The sequence below is a fragment of the Pseudomonas trivialis genome (assembly GCF_036864995.1).
Lineage (GTDB): Bacteria > Pseudomonadota > Gammaproteobacteria > Pseudomonadales > Pseudomonadaceae > Aquipseudomonas > Aquipseudomonas trivialis.
Genome location: NZ_CP142151.1, coordinates 3,433,878 through 3,457,300 on the forward strand (window position 1 = coordinate 3,433,878; position 23,423 = coordinate 3,457,300).

Here is a 23,423-nt window from a genome sequence, read left to right on the forward strand (position 1 = left end):
GAGCGCGCCATGGCCACCTTGCACACCCAACTCAACCCACGCTCGGCGGAATTTTCCGCCAACAACGCGGCTATGCGTCAGCAGGTCGACGCCCTGCATGCCCTCCTCGCCCAGGTGCAACAAGGGGGCGGCTTCAAGGCCCAGGAGCGGCATACCTCGCGCGGCAAACTGCTGCCGCGCGAACGCATCAATCGTCTGCTCGATCCGGGCTCGCCGTTCCTCGAACTCAGCCAACTGGCCGCCCATCAGGTGTATGGCGAAGACGTGCCGGCCGCCGGGGTGATTGCCGGGATTGGCCGCGTCGAGGGCGTGGAATGCATGATTGTCGCCAACGATGCCACGGTCAAAGGCGGCTCCTACTACCCGCTGACGGTAAAAAAACACCTGCGCGCGCAGACCATCGCCGAGCAGAACCGCCTGCCGTGCATCTACCTGGTGGACTCCGGCGGCGCCAACCTGCCGCGCCAGGATGAGGTGTTCCCGGACCGCGAGCACTTCGGGCGGATCTTCTTCAACCAGGCCAACATGAGCGCCCAGGGCATCCCGCAGATCGCCGTGGTGATGGGCTCGTGCACCGCCGGCGGTGCCTATGTGCCGGCCATGGCCGACGAGGCGATCATGGTGCGCCAGCAGGCCACGATCTTCCTGGCTGGCCCGCCGTTGGTCAAAGCGGCGACCGGCGAAGTGGTCAGCGCCGAGGACCTGGGCGGCGCCGATGTACACTGCAAAATCTCCGGCGTGGCCGACCACTACGCCGACAGCGACGAACACGCCCTGGCCCTGGCCCGCCGCAGCGTGGCCAACCTCAACTGGCGCAAGCTGGGCGAGTTGCGCCAGCGCCCGCCGGTAGCGCCGCTGTACAGCGCAGAAGAACTCTACGGGGTGATCCCGGCCGAGGCCAAGCAACCATTCGATGTGCGCGAGGTGATCGCGCGGCTGGTGGATGCGTCGGTATTCGATGAATTCAAGGCGCTGTTTGGTACAACGCTGGTTTGCGGCTTCGCGCACTTGCACGGTTACCCGATTGCGATCCTCGCCAACAACGGCATCCTGTTCGCTGAAGCCGCGCAAAAAGGTGCGCACTTTATCGAGCTGGCCTGCCAGCGCGGAATTCCCCTGCTGTTCCTGCAGAACATCACCGGCTTCATGGTCGGGCAGAAGTATGAAGCCGGCGGCATCGCCAAGCACGGCGCCAAGCTGGTCACGGCGGTGGCCTGCGCCAGGGTGCCGAAATTTACCGTGATCATCGGCGGCAGCTTCGGGGCCGGCAACTACGGCATGTGCGGGCGCGCCTATGACCCGCGTTTTTTATGGATGTGGCCCAACGCGCGCATCGGCGTGATGGGTGCCGAGCAGGCGGCCGGTGTGCTGGTGCAGGTCAAGCGCGAACAGGCCGAACGCGCCGGCACTGCCTTCAGCGCCGAGGATGAAGCCGCGATCAAGCAGCCGATCCTCGACCAGTATGAAACCCAGGGCCATCCCTATTACTCCAGCGCCCGCCTGTGGGACGACGGCGTCATCGACCCGGTGCAGACCCGCGAGGTACTCGCCCTGGCACTGTCCGCCGCACTGAACGCCCCCATCGAGCCGAGCCGCTTCGGCGTGTTCCGCATGTAAATGGAGCTTGTCCCCCATGAACGATTTCAACACCCTCGAACTGATCACCGATAGCCGTGGCTTTGCCACGTTATGGCTCAGTCGTGAAGCCAAGAACAACGCGTTCAACGCCGAGATGATCCGCGAATTGATCCTCGCCCTGGACCATGTGCAGAGCGACCCTTCCCTGCGCTTTCTGGTGGTGCGCGGACGCGGCAGGCACTTCAGCGCAGGGGCTGACCTGGCCTGGATGCAGCAGTCGGCCGAGCTGGACTACCACACCAACCTGGACGACGCGCGCGAACTGGCGGAGCTGATGTACAACCTGGCCAAGCTGAAAATCCCCACCCTGGCCGTGGTGCAAGGCGCCGCCTATGGGGGGGCGCTGGGTTTGATCAGTTGCTGCGACATGGCAATCGGCGCCGATGATGCGCAGTTCTGCCTGTCGGAAGTGCGCATCGGTCTGGCACCGGCGGTGATCAGCCCGTTCGTGGTGCAGGCCATCGGCGAGCGCGCGGCCCGCCGCTATGCTCTGACGGCCGAGCGATTTGGCGGCCAGCGTGCGCGGGAAATCGGCCTGCTGGCGGAGAGTTATCCGGTCGACACGCTGGAGCAGCAAGTGGACGCATGGGTGAGCAACCTGCTGCAGAACAGCCCGGCCGCCATGCGCGCCAGCAAGGACCTGCTGCGTGAAGTGGGCCACGGCGCCCTCACGCCAGCCCTGCGGCGCTATTGCGAAAACGCCATCGCGCGTATTCGCGTCAGCGCCGAAGGCCAGGAAGGCTTGCGTGCATTCCTGCAAAAACGCGCGCCTGTATGGCAGTCCCGGGAGCCACGCCCATGAGACCACTTACCACCCTGCTGGTCGCCAACCGTGGCGAAATTGCCTGCCGGATCATGCGCACCGCCAAAGCGATGGGGCTGACCACCGTGGCCGTGCACAGCGCCATCGACCGCGATGCACGGCACAGTCGCGAGGCGGACATTCGCGTCGACCTGGGCGGCAGCAAGGCCGCCGACAGTTACCTGCAAATCGACAAGATCATCGCCGCCGCCAAGGCCAGTGGCGCCCAGGCGATTCATCCGGGCTATGGCTTTCTCTCGGAAAACGCAGCGTTTGCCCGCGCCATCGAGGCTGCCGGCCTGATCTTCCTCGGCCCGCCCGCCTCGGCCATTGATGCCATGGGCAGCAAGTCGGCGGCCAAGACGTTGATGGAAACCGCCGGGGTGCCATTGGTACCGGGTTATCACGGCAAGGCCCAGGACCTGGACACCTTTCGCGACGCCTGCGCGCGCATCGGCTATCCCGTGCTGCTGAAAGCGACTGCCGGCGGCGGCGGCAAGGGCATGAAGGTGGTCGAAGACGTCAGCCAGTTGGCCGAAGCCCTGGCTTCAGCCCAGCGTGAGGCAGTGTCCTCGTTCGGCAACGGGCAGATGCTGGTGGAGAAATACCTGCTCAAGCCGCGTCATGTGGAAATCCAGGTGTTCGCCGATGGGCACGGCCACTGCCTGTACCTCAATGAGCGCGATTGCTCGATCCAGCGGCGTCATCAAAAGGTGGTGGAAGAAGCCCCGGCGCCGGGGCTGAGTGTTGAACAGCGCAAGGCCATGGGCGAAGCGGCAGTGCGCGCGGCGCAGGCGATTGGTTATGTGGGCGCGGGCACGGTGGAATTTTTGCTGGATGCACGTGGCGAATTTTTCTTCATGGAGATGAATACCCGGCTGCAGGTGGAGCATCCGGTGACCGAAGCGATTACCGGCCTTGATCTGGTGGCCTGGCAGATTCGCGTGGCCCAGGGCGAGGCCCTGCCGATCACTCAGGCGCAAGTGCCGTTGAGTGGCCACGCGATTGAGGTGCGGCTGTATGCCGAGGATCCGACCCATGATTTTCTGCCTGCCACCGGGCACCTGGCGCTGTACCGCGAGTGCGAGCCGGGCCCTGGACGTCGCGTGGACAGCGGCGTGGAGCAAGGTGACAGGGTCTCGCCGTTCTACGATCCGATGCTGGGCAAGCTGATTGCCTGGGGCGAGGACCGCGAACAGGCGCGCCTGCGTCTGCTGGCCATGCTCGACGAGTTCGCTGTGGGTGGGCTCAAGACCAATCTGGGTTTTCTGCGACGCATCATCGGCCATCCGGCGTTTGCGACGGCCGAACTCGATACCGGGTTCATTCCGCGTTATCAGGCGCAGTTGCTGCCGGCGGAGGGGGCGTTGAGCGACGGGTTCTGGCAGGCGGCAGGTTCGGCTTTCATGCAGAGTCTGCCGCGCGGTGAAGGGCCTTGGGCGGATACCCGGGGCTTTCGCGCGGGGCTGCCGCCGCAGGTTTCGCTGCACTTGAGCTGCAATGGGCAGGATCGGATGATGACATTGGCTGCCGGCGCTGCGCACAAGATGCACGGTGAGCAGTTGCTGATCGACGATCAGGGCATACGCCGCGCGCATCTGGCGGTGCGTCATGAAAGCACCTTATACCTGCGCTGGGACGGCGAGATGCAGGCGGTCAGCCTGTTTGACCCGATTGCGGCGGTCGAGGCAGGCCAATCGCAACAGGGCGGTCTCACTGCGCCCATGAACGGCAGCATCGTGCGGGTGCTGGTGGAGGTTGGTCAGCACGTCGAAGCCGGCACGCAACTGGTGGTGCTCGAAGCAATGAAAATGGAACACAGCATTCGCGCGCCCCAGGCCGGAATGGTCAAGGCGCTGTTTTGCCAAGAGGGCGAGATGGTGGCTGAAGGCAGTGCACTGGTGGAGCTGGAAATGGCCGACTAGAACCTCGCGGTGGCTTGCACGACAACACCGAGGATGCGGCAATCGTCGGTGAACAGCAGCTTCGGGTAAGTGGGATTGAGCGGCACCAGGTACAACTGGCCGCTTTCTTCCTGCAATTGGCGAAAGGTGGCCCGGGGGCTGTCGTCCCATTGCGCAACGACCAGCTTGCCGGGAACGGCGTCGATGGAAGGGTCGACCAGGATCAGCATGCCTGCGCTGACGCTGAGCCCTGTGGGGGCGGTCATGGCGTCGCCGGTTACGGGGAGCCAGAAGGCTTCGCCGCCCGCGTGATAGTCCGTGAGTTCAAAGCGCTCGGGGCCGTAGGGTGCACGTTCTTCGCGCACTTCACACAGCCCGCTCCAGTCGCTGACCGGATAGCGGAAATACGGGTTGTAGTGGTGTTCCAGTGGTCGCTCTTCATCGACCCGCTCACGAATCTCCAGCGCCACCTCCAGAGAGCCCAGCCCCAGTTCCGCCAGCACCCGGTTCATGTCTGCAAGACTGGGCACCCGGCGTTTGTTGAGCCAATGGCCCACACCGCCCTGGGACATGCCCAGGCGTTCGGCCAGTTCATCCTGGGTGACTTTGCGGTCTTTCATGTTGGCCCGGACCAAGGCTATCCATTTATCCATGGTGCGTGACAATACGTTGCGTATTTTTCAGGGCAATAAACAGTTTGTAGTAATCCACGAAACGACATAAATACGATACGTACTATTATCAATCTCAAGGATTTCGCCCCCCATCAGAGTATCGCCGACGATGACGACCACCCCGTTTCTGCCGCTCGAAACACCTTCCACTGACGAAGCACTCGACATGCACACCAGCGGCGCCGCCCAACGTGCATTGGACTATTACTTGAAAGCGGATATGTCCGACTCCAGGGCAGACGACACCTTCTTTCACATCAAACCCGGCATCAGCCACGAAGAAGCCCTGGTGCACGCCTCCGACCTGCTGCGCAGTGCGGCCGCCACGGCTTACGAATCTGCGAGCAACCATCAGGGCAATCAGCGCGACCTGGCGTTTTCAGTGGTGTATCTGATCGATATGGCGAAGGCGATGGTGGAGCGATCGTTGCTGCGGCCGCAGGCCCAGGCAAACGTGTGAGGACGCGAAGCAAAAATATTTCTATCTCGTGGATAAAAACATTTGACTTGCAAATGATAATGATTATTATTGGGCTCAGCTGATCGCGAGATCAGTCGATAGACCAAGAGACCTTAGGTCGGACTCTTGGAATATCTCCTCATCAGGCTAATCACGGTTTTTGACCCGGCTCTTTGGCCGGGTCTTTTTTTTGCCAGTTTCCCTGGCGTGGCTTCAGGCTAATGAAGACTGTGTGTTGCTTGATGGCGCGCATGGTAGCAAAAGACCATTGCCCAATGAAAGCCGCCCAACCGCTCTGGACGGGATCTTCGAGAAACAGCGCCTGAGAATCAATCTCACCGCTTTAAAGCTGCCGCCGGATCAAGAAGTATGGCCCCTCCCCTGCAACAATTTTGCATCAAGATTTTGCCCGACCTCTGTGTAATATAGCCGCCACAACTCATATTCAGGCAACCAGACTATGACCGTGGCCTTGACCTCCATCAAGATCAGCACCGACTTCGACAGCGGCAACATCCAGGTCCTGGATGCCAGCGATGCCTATCAGTTGCTGCTGGCGATCAAACCCGATACCCGCAGCCAGCACTTCCAGTGGTTCCACTTCAAAGCCGAAGGCATGCACGTGGGCCACACCCACACCTTTCGCCTGAGCAACGCGAGCTATTCCTCGTATAAAAATGCATGGAGCGGCTACAACGCCGTGGCCTCGTACGATCACGTCAACTGGTTCCGCGTACCCACGCGCTTTGACGGCGAGACGCTGCACATCAGCCTCCAAACCCGCGAGAAACATGCCTGGTTCGCCTACTTCGAACCCTACAGCCGTGAGCGCCACGATTGGCTGATCGACCAGGCCCTGAAACACGCCGGTACCCAACTGCTGGCCACCGGTAAAAGTGTCGAAGGCCGCAATATCCAGTTGCTGCGGCGCGGCAAAGGCAGCGAAGGCCGGCTCAAAGTGTGGATCATTGCGCAGCAACACCCGGGCGAGCACATGGCGCAATGGTTCATGGAAGGGGTTATTGAACGTCTGCAACGCGATGGCGATACCGAGCTGAAGAAGCTGCTGGCGGTCGCCGACCTGTACCTGGTGCCCAACATGAACCCCGATGGCGCCTTCCACGGCCACCTGCGCACAAACGCCATGGGCCAGGACCTCAACCGCGCCTGGCAGAGCGCCAGCCAGGAAATGAGCCCCGAAGTGCTGTTCGTGCAGCAACAGATGGAAAAGTACGGCGTGGACCTGTTCCTCGATATCCACGGCGACGAAGAAATCCCCTACGTGTTCACCGCCGGCTGCGAAGGCAACCCAGGCTACACGCCGCGCATCGAAGCGCTGGAAAAACACTTTCGCAGCCACCTCAGTGCCTTGACCCGCGACTTCCAGACCACTCACGGCTACACCCGCGACCTGCCGGGCGAAGCCAACATGACCCTGGCCTGCAACGCCGTGGTCAGAAGTACGATTGCCTGTCGCTGACCCTGGAGATGCCGTTCAAGGACAACGACGATGCTCCCAACCCCAAAACCGGCTGGTCAGGGGATCGCTCCAGGCAACTGGGCAAGGATGTGTTGAGTACCGTGGCGGATATCGCCACGAGCCTGCGCTGATCCATTTACAGGGTGCACCTGACATTTCAGGCAGCCACACTCCGGTGGCGAGTGGGCTTGCCCAGCGTTGGGCTGCGCAGCTGCCCTAAAACCTTGCTCCGGGCAGTGTCAGGTACACCGCGTTTTCATTGACTGGGGGCGCTGCGCGCCCCAACGCGGGGCAAGCCCGCTCGCCACAGAGGCTCCAGTTTGCTGCGCGACCGCGCTAGGAGCCTCCCGCAGTTAGCGCTCATCTGCTCCAGCATTTCGCCCTGTCATACTCTGCAACACCCCATCGCGCCGAATCCACCCGTGAAACAGCGCCGCCGCCAGGTGCGCCAACACGGTAAAAAACAGCACATACGCCAAAAACCCATGGGCCCTGCGCAACAGCGCAAACAACGGCGCATTCGCTGCCACCAGGGCCGGCAACTGCACCGAACTGCTGAGCATCACCGGGTCCCCGGCCGCTGAAATCATCGCCCAGCCAAGCAATGGCAACACCAGCATCAACCCATACAGCAGCAGATGAGACGCCTTGGCCGCCAGCACCTGCCACAGCGGCAAATCAGCCGGCAGCGGCGGTTGACGCGTAGAAAAGCGCACCACCAACCGCACAATAACCAACGCCAGAATCGCGATGCCCAGCGGCTTGTGCAGGTGCAGCAGCCACTCATGCCGTTCCGATACCGATGCCGCAAGCCCTGCACCGATAAACAGCATGGCAATGATCATCAGCGCCATCACCCAATGCAGAAGGCGCGCCAGCGGAGCAAAAAAACGTGGTTGAGCACTCATGGTTTCGACTCCTGCGGGGCACTGTGCAGCGGGCTGACTTCACCGGCGCGGCGCAGATACGAACTGGCATAAGCCGCCGAACGCGCAGCCAACAATGGGTCACTGGAGGCTTCAATACCGCTCGGCAAGATCAGCGGGTCGAAGTTGATGTCACGGCAATCGCCATCCGCCTGCGGCTGGCTGCCTTGCAGCACCAGCGTGCCGGCGTTCAGCACCTTGTGTTCACCACTCCAGGCCTTGCTTGCGTCGTCCACCGGATCACCGGGGTTAGCCAGGGTCATGTTCAGTTGCCACCGTAGCGGCCCGGCAGTCAGGCGCTGCACCAGGTCCTTTTCCAGAAAGTCGCTGCCCGACGGTGCGACATCGCCCGCTGCATCCTGACTCTGCGGCACCACGCCCCACCGTACGGCCTGGCGCTTGCCCTCGGTATTCACCAGGTAAAACGCGTTGATGCCGTTATAGGACTCGGTGGCATAACTGGCAGAAGGCTTCGCTGTCTTGACCCACGCCAGAAACGCCGCCGTCTCAGGGTGCGCGGCAAAAAACGCCGGCATGTTCGCCGGGTTCGGCTTGCCGGTGGCCGGGTCGGGCGCACCGGCCTTGAGCATCTGGTAGAACGCCTCGGGCGTGCCCACCGGGAACACCGGCATGCTGTTCATGCCCGTGCGCCATTGCTGGCCGTTGGCCTGGCTGAACTGCACGGCAAAACTGCGGATCGGCACACTGCTGTCCGGCGCGTAGGGGTTGCCGCTGGGCAAGGCGAACCGGCCGATCACCGGCGTCCTCGCCTCGCTGAACACCTGCGCGCGGGAGTACGCGCGTGCCTCGGCGCTGCTCTCGAAATATCCCGCCACGCACACGCCTTTGGCATGGTTGCGTCGAAAACCCGGATGCACACCGTTGTTGGTTTCCAGCGCGTTGACCAGGGTCTTGGGACGCAAGCGTTGTGGGTCGAGTGTGCCGTTGACGTAGGCAAACGCCCCGGCTACAACCGCAACCACAGCGCCGATACCGGCGAGCCGTGCGATCAGGCTCGCCGTGCTCAAAGGAGGACGCGGCGGTGATGAGTGATCTACCATGAAGGAACTCCAGGGCCAATGGCCTTAGGGATGAAACATAAGGTCGGAGCATTGAGACGAATGCCGATCCACCCTATTCCCCGGCGCTGGATTTATTTTTTCAGCGCGGGGGGAATAACCTTCAACGCCGGACGTCTCTCAAGTCCAAGCGTAGTGGACAGCCAGACGCCCATGCATGCACTCGACGAACCGCTACGTGAACTCATCCCCAGGCTGCGGCGTTTTGCCGTGTCCCTGACCCGTAACGCCAGCAGCGCCGACGACCTGGTGCAGTCGACACTCGAGCGAGCGATCATTAGCTGGGCCGACAAACGCGTCGAAGGTGACCTGCGCGCCTGGCTGTTCTCGATTCTCTATCGCCAGTTTCTCGACGCCCACCGTCGCAGCCGACGCTACGCGCGCATGCTCGAATTCTTCACCGGACGCGACGACGCGCAGCCGTCGGTAGAGCGCACGGTGATGGCCCAATCCACCCTGCAAGCCTTCGATAAACTCAACACCGAGCAGCGCGCCCTGCTGTTGTGGGTGTCGGTCGAAGGCCTGAGCTACAAGGAAGTCGCCGACATACTCCAGGTGCCCCTTGGCACCGTGATGTCACGCCTGTCTCGCGCCCGCCAGGCCCTGCGCCAACTCAGCGATGGCGAAATTGCCAGCCCTTCCCTGCGGATACTCAAATGATCAGCCTGCCCCCCAGCGAACGCGATTTACATGCCTACGTCGATCATCAACTGCTGGAGAATGATCGCCGCACGATGGAAACCTGGCTGGCCGGCCACCCGGAGGTGGCGGCCCAGGTGCATGCCTGGCAACAGGATGCGCAATTGCTGCGCGCCTCGTTGAGCGGCGCCCTGCAAACACCTGCCAACCCACAGTTGGACCCGGCACTGATTCGCCAGCGCATCCGGCACCGGTCGCGTCGGCACCTGGCCACCGCCGCCGTGCTGCTGATCGCCGTCAGCCTCGGCGGGCTGGGCGGCTGGCACGCCCGTGAAGCCACCCATCCGCCGACGCTGCCAATGACCGATGCGATGCAGGCCTACCGCCTGTTTGCCCAGGACGGCATCATGCCCGCCGACTACAACACCCAGGACAGCGACACAATGCAAGCCTGGCTCGACCGCTACTTCAACCAGGCCCATCGCTTGCCCGACCTGAGCCAGGCGGGTTTCAGGCCGGTCAGCGGGCGCCTGCTCACCACCGAGCAAGGCGCGGCCGCCATGGTGCTGTACGAAGACCCGCAGGGCCGACGCATCAGCTTTTACATTCGCCCGCCGGGCCCGGGAAACGGCTTCCTGCCCCGTGGCAGTCGCAGCGCCGACGGTCTGCAGGCCGAGTACTGGTCCGGTGACGGCTACAACTATGCGATGGTCAGCCCGGTGGGCCAGCCCGGCACGCCGCTGCTGAAGTTCTAGAAGCCGACGTCGAGCACCACGTTGTCCACATAGACGCCGGCCGGCGGCGTGGTCTGGTCGGTGTAGATCCTGGCGTTGTAGTTGTACACCTGGCTGCCGATACCCAGCCCATTGCCCGGGTTGACCTCGGCCGTCGAACTGGCCCGCCGCGCCGCGCCGACACTGCCCCAGCGCGTGGTGCCGGCACTTTTGAAAATATCGTAGGCCAGGTAGTTGGTGCCGGAAACCATCCGCCGCCGCCCGCCGACACTCACCGGGTTCTGCCCGTCACTGAGCCCGACGGTATAGGCGCTGCCCTTGGTGCAGGCGATGTTGATGGTCTGCCCGGTTACCGCAGTGAACCCACTGACCACCGGTGCACTGCCAAAGAGGATATTCGGCGCAGTGATCTGGCAGTCGTTGGTCACTGTCATGCTGACGGTCAGGGTGGCTGTGCCGTTACCGATATCGCGGCCCAGGCAGATGCCGCCAAGGCCCACCCCCGAGCAATAGTTCCAGTTCCAGGCGATGTTCAGTGTCTCGCTGTACAGGCCGGCGGCGACGTTGCTGCCGGTGATAGTGCCCATGTACAGCGGCACGGTTTTCGCGCCAGGCCCTGCGATCAGCCCGATAAGCTGGGCGATGCCGCCCGTGCCGCCAAAATCGAACTGGGTGTTGCGTGCAATCGGAAAGCTCGCGGTATTGGTGCCATAGATCGTGTAGCCGATCACATCACCGGTTGGCCCGACCATGCCGGTGCTGGCCGAGGTGATGGTGGCGTAAAAATGGTCAGACGGCACCAGCAGCGAAATCAACGCCGAGGTGCAAGTCAACCCGGCGCTGGTGGTGGAACTGGCCTGCGCAGCCGTGCGTACCGTCATCGAACTGATCGAGCCGAAGCTGGCCGGCACACTGGCCGCCACCGAACACGCCGCCATCGCCTGGCCCGAACACAGCAGCCCCAGCCCCAACAGCCATCCCTTGCCCCTCACCCGCATACTCCCCGTTCCTGTCCCTGTGGCAAGCCCGCTTGCCACAACAGCTCTTTCAACAAAGAAAATGGCGCGTTCATTGGCACACCAACGGCCCGATCAGCGGCACGTCCTGTTGTTGCTCGTCCATGTCGAATGTGGCCTGGCAGCTCTGGCCTTCGCCCAGGGTGACCTGCAGCGTGTTATGGGCGCTGAGGTTTTCCAGGTAGACCAGGCCATCCCAGCCCACCACCGCCTGGGTGTTGCTCTGCTCATGCACCACCAGGCTGCCCAGCGGCAATTCCTGATGCTGGCGGTCCACCAGGGTGATGCTCGCGGCAAGTACCCGTCGCAATGGAAACTCCAGCAGGTAGCCGCTGCCCCGACGCACCGACACCCGCTGCTCGACATTCTGGCTCTGGATATTGGGCGGCAGGTTCAGCGGATCGATCTCGTATTTGGCGCGGTAATACGCACTGCTCCACGGCACCAGCAGGTGGCCATGCCGATCGGTCTGGCCGACCAACTGGTTCTCGTAGCGCACCGGAATCCCGGCAAACCCCTGAGTACTCACCACCACAAACGCGTCGTTGATGCGGTTGGCGGCAAACACGTTGCCGCCCATCCAGACGAGTGAGCCGCTGGCGTCCGCCCAGCGCGTTTCGGCATCGCTGCTGCCGTACACGCCGGCCTGCAATTGCACCGACTGCAAGCGCCAGGTCAGGTCGGCCTGGCGATAGGTCGGGCCATCGCCCTGGGCATACCCGAGGTTGTAGCCAACACCGCCTTCGCTGGGCACTGCGCTGCTGTAGTTGAGGCGCTGGCGACTGGCGCCGTCCTTGCTGCGCTCGGTGCTTACCGCCAGGCTGCCATTGAGGTCGAACGGAATCACCAGTTGCGCCTGCATGGCCCAGTTGCTGTCGCCGATCTCGCGGTTGGCCGACAGGTAAAAGCTGGTGTTGCGCCACAGCGGTTTGCTCCAGCTCAGGTTGAGCAGCCGCGTGCGCGAATCGTCCGCCGCCTGCACATCGAAATAGCCCACGCCCAGGCTGCCGAAACGCTGCAGATTGAGGCTCAGGGTGACCTGCTCGCTGCGCTTGCTGAGGCTGGCGTAGGGCGTGTCGACCAGGGTCAGGTCGGCATACTCGTCGCGGCGCTCGACCCGTTGGTACGACAGGCTGTAGCGCGTGCTGTTGTACTGGTAACCCAGGCTCAGTTGCTGGCCGCTGCGGCCGTCGAACCGGCTTTCACTGATGGCGGTATTGAGCACGCCGAAGTTGCCCAGGCGCAGGTTGCCGCCAAGCCCGCCAAGGGTAAGGTTGCTGGACGCTTCGGCATGGCTTTCCAGGGTCACATTGTCGGAGTAGCCATAGCGAAAGGTGCCGCTGGCCACGCCCGCCCCGTAGCCGAAATCGCGCAGGGCATAATCGCGACGCAAGGTGCCGGCGGCTACCGAGAAGTCGCTCAGGCCCTGTTGCAGCAGCGTGCTGGTGACGTAGAACGGCACCGTGGTCGACACCTGCCGGCCCAGTGCATCGGTGGTAACCACCACGGCTTCACCGGCGCCATTGATGAACGGAATGTTGGTGAGGGTGTAGGGCCCGGGTTGCAGCAGTGCGCTTTCGGATTTGTATCCGTTGATAAACAGATCCACCGACGACGGCACCGCCGCCTCCCCGGCAAACTGCGGCAAGGGATAGGTGACCAGGTCCGGGCGCACCGCAAAGTCCCGTGACAGTTGCACCCCGCCCAGGCGCACCGAACTGCTCCAGGGCAGCGAGCCGCTGACCACATCGCCCGCCTCGTAGGTGAGCAAGCGCTCATCATCGGAAAAGCGCCAGGTGGTGTCGTAAAGCCGGTAACCGTTATTGAGTGTGCTGTCGCTGATGCCGCCGGCCAGGGTCTGACGAAACTGCCCGGTGGTGGACAAGGTGCCCCAGTTGTCGAACAGCCGCACCTCGTTCCAGGCGGCCAGATAGCTGCCGCCTTCATCGGTATCGTTGAAATAGACATCGTAGTTGAGCAACGCACCGAAGCTGCTCATGGCCTGGGTGCGTGGGTAGGTGCTGCGGTTGCCGATGAACTGCTCCTGCAGCCAGGACGGCGGCACATCCAGCAGCAGGCGCTGGCCGGTGCTGTCGTAGTCGCTGTGCAGGCCGGGCACCGTGTCCAGGGCCACGCTGGCCCCGAAGTCACCGGGCAGGGTCATGCCCACCTCCTGCAATGAGCCGGCGGGCACGAAAAGCTGCCCGGCACGCTGCTCCACCGCGATCACGCGTCCGGTGTCCATCTGGTTGACCACCAACTGCAGAAACAATTGAGCATCGGCGACAGCCTCCATGCTGCTCGGCGGCGGCGGCAGCTCACCCGCCACCGCTGCGCCCCACAGCCCGCCAGCCACGGCCATCGACAGCCATATGCTGCGAGTCTGACCACAGCTCACCATGGCGTTGTGTCCTTCAATGGACATCTCCATCCTGTTAACACCCGGGTAACGGCCGGTTCCACTGCATCACGCTTACCGCTTGGGCGCCAGGCTCTCCAGTTGTGGCGCGCCATTGATCCGTACCTGCAACGGCTGGTCGGCCGACACAGCATCCGGCACCGGCCAGCGCATGGTCGCGCCGGGCAGCACATAGCCGAGCAGGCCATCGACCAGTGGCCGGGTCTGCCCGTTCTGCTTGAAGGACGCGTCGGTGAGCCGTGCGTGCACGGCGCCCTGGTTACGCACTTCGACATAGCTGCGCCCGGCCACATTGACCTTGTGCCAGCTCAGGTCAGGCTTGCCGGCGCCCTTGGGGTCACGCTGGCGGGTCGCGTCCTCCTTGCTCCACAAGCCCGCGCCGTAGGCGAACAACGGCACCGAATAGCGCATCTGGAAGCGAATCGCCGCTGCGGTGTTCTTGCCTTCCGGTGGCGCGGGCACCTGCAGCGCGGAGGGAATTTCATCGATGATGATGCGGTAGGCCTGCTCCTGCCCGGGCGGTACTTCCTTAGTGCGGGTCAGGCGCACCAGTTGCTTCTGGCCGGGCTCGATCCTTGCCACCGGCGGGCTGCCGATTACATCGCGCTGGTTCTGGTACTGCTCGTCGAAGTTCTGCTGACTCCAGGCAAACACGCGCACCTGCAGGTTGGCGGTCTCGGTGCCACGGTTTTCCAGCCACAGTGCGCTGGCCTGCTGATCGGCCTCAAGCACCGGGTCAATCGGCCAGATCAGCACTGAGCTTGCAGCCTGCACAAGCCCACTCACGCTCGCGGCAAGCAAGGCAATACCCACGGCGCACAAGCGCCGGGAAGGTGAACGCATAAAACCACTCCTCATACTCAAATTCCTACCAAGACAGCTGCACCTGCAACGTGTCGCTGTACGTCCCATTCGGCTGATTGCCCGGCAGTACCACCCGCCCGTAGATCGGCAGACGGATGTTGTTTGCATCGCTGTAGCTCACGCTGACGCTCTGGCTCACGCCCAGGCTCTGGCTGAATGCGGCATCCCGAAATAACTGGTAACCCACCTGGGCACTGCCGCTGCTGTGCTTGAGATTGCGCCCGCTGGTGCTGTGCAGCCCGCCGTCGACGCTCACGCTCAGTGCCACCCCCGGCGTGCATTGCAGGGTGATGCCACCGGTCATGGCCGCTGTCACGGTGCTGGTGGCCAGGGCGGAATAGCTGCCGTAGTTCAGCGAACCGTAATTGACCCCACCGCCCACGATCAGGCAGCCCGGCGTAATGGTCGCGCTCACTTGGAAGCTCTGGTTGGTAACCGCCGACAACGGCAACGGCAGCGCCAGCCCGAAGGCCAGCAACGCTGTGCGCCACATGGTCAGAACGTCAGTTCAACGGCCACCGTGTCCGTGTAGGTGCCCGCCGGCAACCCTGGTTTGCCGACGGCCCGACCATACAGCGCAACGGTTTGCGCTACACCGGTGCTGGCGGCCAGGGTCACCACACCGTCAATCGCCAGCAGCGCGGAGTGTCCGCTGTCGGTGTAGAAGTCGTACGGCACAAAGTTGCCGGCGCCGTCGGCCAGGGCGCGGGTGCCGCCCGGCGATGCGCCGTCATGGGCGCCGGCGCGCACCTTCACCGCCGGCGTGGTGCCAGCCGAACACAGGATCGACAAGGCCCCGCCGGTGCCGGTGCCGCCCAGCAGCTGGGCGTCGGCATTGGTGAACAGGCTGTTGATGGTGCCGAAGTTCAAGGCACCGAAATTCAGCCCGGTTGCGGCACCGGAGCCGTTGACCTGACAGCTGGCGATCAACGTCAGGCTGGAGGTGATCTGCCCGGTGACAGTGGTCGCCGCATTCAGGCTGGAGGCCATCGCAAGGCCCAGGGCGCAGACGCCGATTCGCGATACAAGTGGGTGCATGAGAGTCATCCTTTGGGTTTACCAATCCAGTGTCACGGTCAATGTGTCGGTGTAGGTTCCTGCCGGGAGGGCGGTGGTATTGGCCACCACGGCGCCCCACACCGGGATGGTCATTTGCGTGCCATTGCTGGCGACGAAACTGCGCTGCTCGCCGATGCTGTACGGAATGCGCCCAAGAGGGTCGGCCATCAGGTGATAAGCGATTGTCTGGCGCCCGTTGCTCAGGCGCCGAGTGGTGCCGACGGCATTGGTGCCGCCGTCGATGGTCACGGTGAAACTGGCGACCGTCGGGTTGCAGGAAACCATCAACGGCGCGTTATCGCCGGCCGACATGCCGGCCGCCAACGGGTTGCTCCAGGTGGGCCCCTGGCTGCCGAAATCCAGCATGGCGGTGCCGCCGGTCGGGCTGACGGGGGCCACGTCCGTGCCTTTGCTCACCTCGCAACTGGCGGTGATCACCATGCGCGCCTGGATAAAGCCGCTGGCCACCGCCGCCCGGGCATCCGGCGCCAGCAACCACAGGCCGCCCATGGCCATCAGGGTCAAACGCCGGCCTACCATGTGACCGTCACCTTGAGCAGGTCGGTGTAACGGCCGACGGCGGGAATGTCCTTGAGCGGTTCGATGCGGCCGTAGAGCGGCAGGTCGACCGAGCCGCTCTCTGGCACGCGGCCGCTGACCGGCACGTTCACCGGCAACGGGATCAGCCGCGCGGCATCCGCATAAATACGATAGGGAATGGGTTTGCTCGAAGAGGTGGCATTGCCCAGATAGCGCACTTCGCCAGTGCCACCGTGCAGGCCGCCGTCTACGCGCATCTGATACGGCGTGTCGGGGTTGCACTCCAGGCGCAGCTGGCGCTGGCTGATCAGCGCCGCACTCAACGGCCCGGCCGGGTCGTCCAACCGCGGGCCGCTGCCAAAATCCAGCACGCCAAGCTGCTCCACACCGGCACTGCGCGTGGTGCCTACCAACTGGCAACCGCGCTGCACGTCGATACGCACCACAACCTGAAGTTGCGCTGCATAAACCGTGTTGCAGAGCATTGCGCCCATGATTGCCAATACCGCTCGTCCCTTCACAGCACCAAATCCTTATGCGCGGGTGACACCTGCATATGAGGGTAGTCACTCAGGCAGAATCTGCCAGTCGAGGCAGGATTTAGCCTGGATCGTGGCTTTTCGAGACCGCACCGGTCGCCTAAAGTAGGCCACCACCGCACCCTGGAGTGACTTGTATTGGCCGGTTCCCTGATTCGTCGCCTGCTCGGTAAAAAAACCGACACCCGCACCGACGTATCCATTGCGATGTTCTTTCAGACAAAAGCCGCGCAGCAGGGCTACACCCTCAGTGCCGGCCAGACCCGGGCGATTGCCGCCATGGACCGCGAGACCGCGCATCTGCTCGCCGGCCGTCCTACCCGCAGCCTGTATCTGCACGGTCCGGTGGGGCGCGGCAAGAGCTGGTTGCTCGACGGCTTTTTCCAGGCGTTGCCGCTGGCCGAGAAACAGCGCGTGCACTTCCATGAATTTTTCACCCGCCTGCACCAGGGCATGTTCCGGCACAGCGCGCAGGACGACGCCCTTGCCGTGACCCTGGATGAATTACTGGCCGGCTGCCGGGTGCTGTGTTTCGACGAGTTCCATGTGCACGATATCGGCGATGCCATGCTGATCAGCCGGCTGTTCAAGGCGCTGTTCCAGCGTGGCGTGCTGGTGCTGGTGACGTCCAACTATGCGCCCGAAGGCCTGCTGCCCAACCCGCTGTACCATGAGCGCTTCAAGCCGGTGATCGACCTGATCGCCGCGCGCATGGAGGTGCTGGAAGTCAGTTCACCCGAGGACTTTCGCAGCCTGCCCCAGGCCCACGCCCAACAACGTTTTACCAGCGGGCACTACGTGTGGCCGGGCACGCCGGCGCAACGCGAGGCGCTTGGCCTGCCCGGGCCGGACGCCGCCGAGCACAGCCTGACGGTGGGTAACCGGCAGTTGAAGTGTCGCGGCCATCAGGCGCGCACCATCGCCTTCACGTTCGCCGACCTGTGCGAACAACTCACCGCCGTGATGGACTACCTGCTGCTGTGCCAGGACTATGATCACTGGATCATCGATGGCCTGCCCCACCTCGCCGACTGCCCGATTGCCGTGCAACAGCGCTTTATCAATCTGGTGGACGTGCTTTACGACCGTGACAAACAGCTGATGCTGATCGGTGAGCAATCACTGGCGCAGGCCATGAGCGGCCAGGCCATCGACCTCGCGCGTACCGCCAGCCGTCTTGGGCAATTGCAACAGACCTGCCCGCAACCTGCGCCCGAGCCGCTATCATGAGCGCCTTTTTACGCCCCCTTGCCGAGTGACCGCGCCGTTCATGAATACCCTCGCCCAACTCAAGGCCGGCCAATTGGCCGGTGCCACGCGCCTGGACCTGTCCTGCGGGCTGACCGAATTCCCCCGGGAAATCTTCGAACTGGCCGACACCCTGGAAATCCTCAACCTCACGGGCAACGCCCTGAGCAGCCTGCCCGACGATCTGCACCGGCTGACGCGCCTGCGCGTGCTGTTCTGTTCGGACAACGCGTTTACCGAGCTGCCGGCAAGCCTGGGCCACTGCACGACGTTGAGCATGATCGGCTTCAAGGCCAACCAGATCAGCCATGTACCGGCGGCCGCGTTGCCACCGCAATTGCGCTGGCTGATCCTCACCGACAACCGCATCAGCCAGTTGCCCGACGAGCTCGGCCAGCGACCGCTGCTGCAAAAACTGATGCTGGCCGGCAACCGGCTGGCGCAATTGCCCGAGAGCCTGGCCAACTGTCAGAACCTCGAATTGATCCGCATCGCCGCCAATCGCCTGACCCACCTGCCACGCTGGCTGCTGACGCTGCCCAGCCTGACCTGGCTGGCCTACGCCGGCAATCCGGTGGAAATGGCAGCCGACCTCGCAAGCGAGGACGCGACGCCGAACATTCCCTGGACCGAACTGCAACTGGGCGACGTGCTGGGTGAAGGCGCCTCGGGGATCATTCGCCAGGCGCTGTGGACACCCCAGGCGCTGCCGGTGGCGGTGAAACTCTACAAAGGCACGATCACCAGCGACGGCTCACCGTTGCACGAAATGCAGGCCTGCATCGCCGCGGGCCTGCACCCCAACCTGATCAAGGTACGGGGCCGCGTGGTCGGCCACCCCGATGAACAGGCTGCGCTGGTGATGGACCTGATCGAGCCGAGCTACCGCAACCTCGCTGCCCTGCCGAGCCTGGCGTCCTGCACCCGCGACATCTACGCGCCCGCCACCCGGTTCAGTCTCGACGTGGCACTGCGCATGGCACGCGGAATCGCCTCGGTGGCCGCGCACCTGCACCGGCACGGCATCACCCATGGCGACCTGTACGGCCACAATATTCTGTGGAATGAAGCCGGGGAGTGCCTGCTGGGGGACTTTGGTGCCGCGTCGTTCCACGCCAAGGCCGACACGCTGGAGACCCGGGCCTTGCAGAGGATTGAAGTGCGAGCGTTCGGCGTGTTGCTGGGGGAATTGCTGGAGCGGGTTGACGGGCAGGTGAGCGACGAACTGCTGGCACTGCACAAAAACTGCTGTCAGCCCGATGTGCTGGCGCGGCCGGGCTTCGAAGACATCGAAGCCCTGCTCGATTCCCTCCAACACCGCTAAACAACTGCGCCTCTGTGGCGAGCGGGCTCGCCCCGCGTTGGGGTGCGAAGCGCCCCCAATCAAAGAAAACGCGGTGTGCCCGACACTACGCAGAACATGGTTTTGGGGCCGCTGCGCAGCCCAACGCGGGGCAAGCCCGCTCGCCACAAAGCCCGCTCACCACAGGAATGTGGCGGCCTGAAACTTCAGGTTTTAAAATCAATAAGTTACTTTGTGTTTGATAAGAGGGGGCAAGGCCCCTCCCAAATTGGGTCTGCGCTTTTACAGTTATCAGCCTGCCAGGCCGACAAACATGTCCTGCACATCGTCGTGGTTATCCAGGCCTTCGAGGAACGCTTCGACCTCGGCCATCTGCTCATCGCTCAACCCGGTCACCGGATTCTTGGCGATATAGCCCAGCTTGGCCGACAGCACGGTGAAGCCCTGCTCAGGCAGCGCTTTCTGCACGGCGTCCAGGTCGGTGGTCTCGGTGATGAACAGGCTGGTGCCTTCTTCTTCACCCTCTTCGAAGTCCTGGGCACCGGCTTCGATGGCAGCCATCTCGGGATCGGCGTCCGGGCTGTCCGGCGAGGCTTCGATCAGGCCGACATGGTTGAAGTCCCAGGCCACCGAGCCGGATGCGCCCAGTTGGCCCTTGCGGAACGCCACGCGGATTTCCGCCACGGTGCGGTTGATGTTGTCGGTGACGCATTCGACGATCAACGGCACCTGATGCGGGGCAAACCCTTCGTAGGTCACGCGGTGGTATTGCACGGTTTCACCGAGCAGACCGGCGCCCTTCTTGATAGCGCGTTCCAGGGTTTCCTTGGGCATCGAGGCCTTTTTGGCCTGTTCCACCACCAGACGCAGGTGGGCGTTGGTGGCGGTGTCGGCGCCGTTGCGCGCGGCAATGGTGATTTCCTTCACCAGCTTGCCGAAGATCTTGCCCTTGGCATTGGATGCCGCTTCTTTATGTTTGACTTTCCACTGTGCGCCCATGACTCACTCTCTAACTGTCCATGGCGCCGAAACGTCTACTGGCCGGCGCTTTGGGGGCAGAGTTTATAGCGCAGCCACACTTCCTTCCAGCAAAAAACCCTCAGGGCGCCAACTCGAAAAGCGCCTGGATCATGCGCTGCGAGCGCCGCCGTTGCAGACAGCCGAGCAGGTGCCGGTTCACCAGGCCATCGCCCTGGATCGGCAGCGCGCGCACCCTCGGGTCGGGGCTGACCTCAATCGAGGACACCACCCCGACGCCCAGTTCGGCCGCGACCGCTTCGGTCACCGCTTCACGGCTGTCCAGTTCCAGCAACACCCTGGGCTGCACATCGGCCGCCCGGCAGGCGCCATCAAAGGTGCGCCGGGTGATGGAGTCAGGTTCACGCAGCACCATGATCACATCATGCAACTGCTTGAGCGCAATACCTTCGCGCAGGCTCGCCCACGGATGCGCCGCCGGCACGAGGGCGCAAATGCGCGACTCACTCAAGGGTTGCAGGTGCACGCCATTGCGCGGCGCCACTTCGGTGAGCACGGCCACATCGGCGTGCTCGGCCAACAACGCTGCCAGGGTTTCCTGGGCATTGCCCAGGCGCAGGTTCACGGTGATACCCGGATAACGCGCACGCAGGCTGGCGATCATCGGCATCACCAGGTGCGGGCCGTCTGCCGCGACTTCCAGGCGTCCGCTGAGCAGTTGGCGATTGGCCTCCAGCAGGGTCTGCGCTTCGTCCACCAGGCCGAAGATCGCCCGGGTGATCGCCGCCAGGCGCGTGCCCTCCTCTGTCAATTCCACCCGTCGTGCGGTGCGGCGCAGCAGCGGAATCTGATAGTGCTCTTCCAGCGCCTTGATGTGCCCGGTCACCGCCGGCTGGCTGATAAACAGCCGCGCCGCCGCCCGGGTAAAGCTGCCCTCACGGGCCACGGCGTCAAACGCACGCAATTGAAACAGATTCATTGTTATCGGCCTCACTGATGGCTTGCATAACAACAAACAATTTGATTGATGACAAGCCAAACTGCAATTTAGGCGCCGTAGCTTTCACACCAACGCCTCGCGAGAACCTGAAATGACCACTGCCGCGCCGCTCCTGCTGACTCCCGGGCCCCTGACCACCTCGCTGCGCACCCGCCAGGCGATGCTGGAAGACTGGGGCTCATGGGATGCGCGCTTCAATCAACTCACCGCCAGCGTCTGCGCCCGGCTGCTGGCGATTCTCAACGGTGCGCACAGCCACCATTGCATTCCCCTGCAAGGCAGCGGCACCTTCGCCGTCGAAGCCGCGATCGGCACGCTGGTGCCCCGCGACGGCAAGGTGCTGGTGCTGATCAACGGCGCCTACGGCAAGCGTCTGGCGAAGATCTGCGCAGTGCTCGGGCGCACGTTCAGCACCTTCGAAACCGCCGAGGACGCCCCCACCACCGCCGCCGATGTGGACCGCCTGCTGCACGCCGACAGCCGCATCAGCCATGTCGCCCTGGTCCACTGCGAAACCAGCACCGGCATCCTCAACCCGCTGGCAGAGATTGCGCAGGTGGTTGAGCGCCACGGCAGGCGGCTGATCATCGACGCCATGAGCTCGTTCGGTGCGCTGCCCATCGATGCTCGCGAAATACCTTTCGAAGCGCTGATCGCAGCCTCGGGCAAATGCCTGGAAGGCGTGCCAGGCATGGGCTTTGTGTTCGCACAGAAAGCCGCGCTGGCCGCAGCCCAGGGCAACAGTCACTCCCTGGCGATGGACCTGTTCGACCAGCACAGCTACATGGCCAGCACCGGCCAGTGGCGTTTCACCCCACCGACCCACGTGGTTGCCGCCCTGCACGAGGCGCTGCTGCAATTTGACGAAGAAGGCGGCCTGCCCGCCCGTTACCGGCGCTATGCCAGCAACTGCCAGGCGCTCCTGGACGGCATGGCCGCCCTGGGCCTGCGCGCTTTCCTGCCGGCCGCCATCCAGGCGCCGATCATCGTCACCTTCCACGCCCCGCAAGACCCGCGCTATCGGTTTCAGGATTTCTACGAACGGGTCAAGGCCCGGGGCTTCATCCTGTACCCCGGCAAACTGACCCAGGTGGAGACGTTTCGCGTCGGCTGCATTGGTCATGTCAACCCCGCGCACATGCAAGCAGCGGTCACCGCGATCGGTGAAGCGCTTCTACTAGACAACAGCATCCACAGGACTTGAACCATGCAGTATCAAAACCCCAACACCCTGCAAGCCGTGATCCTCGACTGGGCCGGCACCGTGGTCGATTTCGGCTCGTTCGCGCCCACACAGATCTTCGTCGAGGCCTTTGCCGAATTCGACGTGCAGGTGTCCATCGAAGAAGCCCGTGGCCCCATGGGCATGGGCAAGTGGGACCATATCCGCACCCTCTGCGACCAGCCTGAGGTGGCCGAGCGTTACCGCCAGGCGTTCGGCCGCACGCCCACCGATGCGGACGTGACCGCGATCTACCAGCGCTTCATGCCGTTGCAGATCGAAAAGATCGCCGAGCACTCGGCGCTGATCCCCGGCGCCCTCTATACCATCGCGGCACTGCGTGCGCAGGGCATCAGGATCGGCTCCTGCTCCGGCTATCCCCGGCAGGTCATGGACAAGGTGGTCGCCCTGGCGGCGGGCAACGGTTATGTCGCCGACCACGTCGTGGCCACCGATGACGTCCCCAACGGCCGCCCGTGGCCGGCGCAGGCCCTGGCCAACGTGATCGCCCTGGGCATTGACGATGTGGCGGCGTGCGTGAAGGTCGATGACACCGTACCGGGTATCCTCGAAGGCCGTCGCGCCGGCATGTGGACTGTGGCCCTGACCTGTTCCGGCAATGCGCTGGGCCTGACCTATGCGCAATTTCTGGCCCTGGACAGCGCCACGCTCACCACCGAGCGCAAGCGTATCGAGGCGATGTTCGCCGGCTCGCGCCCGCACTACCTGATCGACACGATCAACCATTTGCCGGCAGTGATAGCCGACATCAACGAGCGCCTTGGGCGCGGTGAAATGCCCCAGAGCGTCTGACGCAGATAAGGAAAACGGCATCCCGGGCGCGCGCGGCGGCTGAATCAGGCATACAGTAAACGGAGTCCGTCGCCAAAGAACGGAAA

General features: G+C 63.5%; 22 protein-coding genes and 1 pseudogene. 11 read left to right on the forward strand and 12 right to left on the reverse strand.

What is annotated here, in order from left to right; all coding sequences use genetic code 11:
- The first annotated feature begins 9 nt into the window (after positions 1-9).
- Genes VRB54_RS14875 through VRB54_RS14885 form a run of 3 tightly spaced genes read left to right on the forward strand, consistent with a single transcriptional unit; the run spans position 10 to position 4,365 of the window.
- Entirely contained in the window at positions 10-1,617 is a 1,608-nt protein-coding gene (locus VRB54_RS14875; RefSeq protein ID WP_338477800.1) for a carboxyl transferase domain-containing protein, read from the forward strand.
- A gap of 16 nt (positions 1,618-1,633) precedes the next feature.
- Positions 1,634-2,440, forward strand: a complete 807-nt coding sequence (locus tag VRB54_RS14880) for a gamma-carboxygeranoyl-CoA hydratase (RefSeq protein ID WP_338477801.1) — start codon at positions 1,634-1,636, stop codon at positions 2,438-2,440.
- A complete protein-coding gene (locus VRB54_RS14885; protein WP_338477802.1) occupies positions 2,437-4,365 on the forward strand; it encodes an acetyl/propionyl/methylcrotonyl-CoA carboxylase subunit alpha in 1,929 nt (642 codons plus the stop codon). The genes VRB54_RS14880 and VRB54_RS14885 overlap by 4 nt, the downstream gene beginning before the upstream one ends.
- Here the strand turns inward: VRB54_RS14885 and VRB54_RS14890 are convergent.
- The gene (locus VRB54_RS14890; RefSeq protein WP_338477803.1) at positions 4,362-4,997 is read right to left on the reverse strand and encodes an XRE family transcriptional regulator; all 636 of its coding nucleotides are present in this window, start codon (positions 4,995-4,997) and stop codon (positions 4,362-4,364) included. The genes VRB54_RS14885 and VRB54_RS14890 overlap by 4 nt on opposite strands.
- A 130-nt stretch (positions 4,998-5,127) precedes the next feature.
- Here VRB54_RS14890 and VRB54_RS14895 point away from each other — a divergent pair, with 130 nt between their 5' ends.
- Together VRB54_RS14895 and VRB54_RS14900 are read left to right on the forward strand one after the other, a co-directional pair.
- Positions 5,128-5,478, forward strand: coding sequence for a DUF6124 family protein (locus tag VRB54_RS14895; RefSeq protein WP_338477804.1), 351 nt, complete (start codon positions 5,128-5,130; stop codon positions 5,476-5,478).
- Positions 5,479-5,938: 460 nt separating this feature from the next.
- Positions 5,939-7,089: pseudogene (locus VRB54_RS14900) on the forward strand (M14 family metallopeptidase).
- A 222-nt stretch (positions 7,090-7,311) separates the two neighbouring features.
- On the opposite strand, the gene VRB54_RS14905 reads toward VRB54_RS14900, so the two are convergent.
- Together VRB54_RS14905 and VRB54_RS14910 are read right to left on the reverse strand one after the other, a co-directional pair.
- Entirely contained in the window at positions 7,312-7,866 is a 555-nt protein-coding gene (locus tag VRB54_RS14905) for a cytochrome b (protein WP_338477805.1), read from the reverse strand.
- The gene (locus tag VRB54_RS14910; protein WP_338477806.1) at positions 7,863-8,945 is read right to left on the reverse strand and encodes a catalase family peroxidase; all 1,083 of its coding nucleotides are present in this window, start codon (positions 8,943-8,945) and stop codon (positions 7,863-7,865) included. Before VRB54_RS14910 ends, VRB54_RS14905 begins: the two co-directional genes overlap by 4 nt.
- Positions 8,946-9,116: 171 nt before the next feature.
- On the opposite strand from VRB54_RS14910, the gene VRB54_RS14915 reads away from it, so the two are divergent.
- Both VRB54_RS14915 and VRB54_RS14920 read left to right on the forward strand, forming a co-directional pair.
- Entirely contained in the window at positions 9,117-9,623 is a 507-nt protein-coding gene (locus tag VRB54_RS14915) for a sigma-70 family RNA polymerase sigma factor (RefSeq protein ID WP_338477807.1), read from the forward strand.
- Positions 9,620-10,357: an anti-sigma factor gene (locus VRB54_RS14920; RefSeq protein WP_338477808.1), complete on the forward strand. Its 738-nt coding sequence runs from the start codon at positions 9,620-9,622 to the stop codon at positions 10,355-10,357. Before VRB54_RS14915 ends, VRB54_RS14920 begins: the two co-directional genes overlap by 4 nt.
- Here the strand turns inward: VRB54_RS14920 and VRB54_RS14925 are convergent.
- The 7 genes from VRB54_RS14925 to VRB54_RS14955 form a co-directional block, all read right to left on the reverse strand.
- Positions 10,354-11,334: a spore coat U domain-containing protein gene (locus VRB54_RS14925; protein WP_338477809.1), complete on the reverse strand. Its 981-nt coding sequence runs from the start codon at positions 11,332-11,334 to the stop codon at positions 10,354-10,356. The genes VRB54_RS14920 and VRB54_RS14925 overlap by 4 nt on opposite strands.
- Positions 11,335-11,404: 70 nt before the next feature.
- Positions 11,405-13,714: a fimbria/pilus outer membrane usher protein gene (locus VRB54_RS14930; RefSeq protein WP_338481113.1), complete on the reverse strand. Its 2,310-nt coding sequence runs from the start codon at positions 13,712-13,714 to the stop codon at positions 11,405-11,407.
- Positions 13,715-13,825: 111 nt separating this feature from the next.
- Positions 13,826-14,614 carry a molecular chaperone gene (locus VRB54_RS14935; RefSeq protein WP_338477810.1) on the reverse strand — a complete coding sequence of 263 codons (789 nt, stop codon included), beginning with the start codon at positions 14,612-14,614 and terminating at the stop codon, positions 13,826-13,828.
- A 25-nt stretch (positions 14,615-14,639) separates the two neighbouring features.
- Complete coding sequence (locus VRB54_RS14940; RefSeq protein WP_057007578.1) at positions 14,640-15,128, reverse strand: Csu type fimbrial protein; 489 nt, start codon at positions 15,126-15,128, stop codon at positions 14,640-14,642.
- A gap of 2 nt (positions 15,129-15,130) precedes the next feature.
- Positions 15,131-15,673 carry a Csu type fimbrial protein gene (locus VRB54_RS14945; protein WP_209982974.1) on the reverse strand — a complete coding sequence of 181 codons (543 nt, stop codon included), beginning with the start codon at positions 15,671-15,673 and terminating at the stop codon, positions 15,131-15,133.
- Positions 15,674-15,691: 18 nt separating this feature from the next.
- Entirely contained in the window at positions 15,692-16,234 is a 543-nt protein-coding gene (locus VRB54_RS14950) for a spore coat U domain-containing protein (RefSeq protein ID WP_338477811.1), read from the reverse strand.
- Entirely contained in the window at positions 16,228-16,719 is a 492-nt protein-coding gene (locus VRB54_RS14955; RefSeq protein ID WP_338481114.1) for a spore coat U domain-containing protein, read from the reverse strand. Before VRB54_RS14955 ends, VRB54_RS14950 begins: the two co-directional genes overlap by 7 nt.
- A 192-nt stretch (positions 16,720-16,911) precedes the next feature.
- Between VRB54_RS14955 and zapE the strand changes: the two genes are divergently transcribed.
- Positions 16,912-18,003, forward strand: coding sequence for a cell division protein ZapE (gene zapE, locus VRB54_RS14960; RefSeq protein WP_338477812.1), 1,092 nt, complete (start codon positions 16,912-16,914; stop codon positions 18,001-18,003).
- A 40-nt stretch (positions 18,004-18,043) separates the two neighbouring features.
- A complete protein-coding gene (locus tag VRB54_RS14965; protein WP_338477813.1) occupies positions 18,044-19,345 on the forward strand; it encodes a leucine-rich repeat-containing protein kinase family protein in 1,302 nt (433 codons plus the stop codon).
- Positions 19,346-19,615: 270 nt separating this feature from the next.
- On the opposite strand, the gene VRB54_RS14970 is transcribed toward VRB54_RS14965, so the two are convergent.
- Together VRB54_RS14970 and VRB54_RS14975 are read right to left on the reverse strand one after the other, a co-directional pair.
- Positions 19,616-20,323, reverse strand: coding sequence for a YebC/PmpR family DNA-binding transcriptional regulator (locus tag VRB54_RS14970; RefSeq protein WP_057007583.1), 708 nt, complete (start codon positions 20,321-20,323; stop codon positions 19,616-19,618).
- Between the two features lie 100 nt (positions 20,324-20,423).
- Entirely contained in the window at positions 20,424-21,281 is an 858-nt protein-coding gene (locus tag VRB54_RS14975; RefSeq protein ID WP_338477814.1) for a LysR substrate-binding domain-containing protein, read from the reverse strand.
- 112 nt (positions 21,282-21,393) lie between these two features.
- On the opposite strand from VRB54_RS14975, the gene VRB54_RS14980 reads away from it, so the two are divergent.
- Both VRB54_RS14980 and phnX read left to right on the forward strand, forming a co-directional pair.
- Complete coding sequence (locus tag VRB54_RS14980; RefSeq protein WP_338477816.1) at positions 21,394-22,506, forward strand: 2-aminoethylphosphonate--pyruvate transaminase; 1,113 nt, start codon at positions 21,394-21,396, stop codon at positions 22,504-22,506.
- 3 nt (positions 22,507-22,509) lie between these two features.
- Complete coding sequence (phnX, locus tag VRB54_RS14985; protein ID WP_338477818.1) at positions 22,510-23,337, forward strand: phosphonoacetaldehyde hydrolase; 828 nt, start codon at positions 22,510-22,512, stop codon at positions 23,335-23,337.
- Positions 23,338-23,423 lie beyond the last annotated feature (86 nt).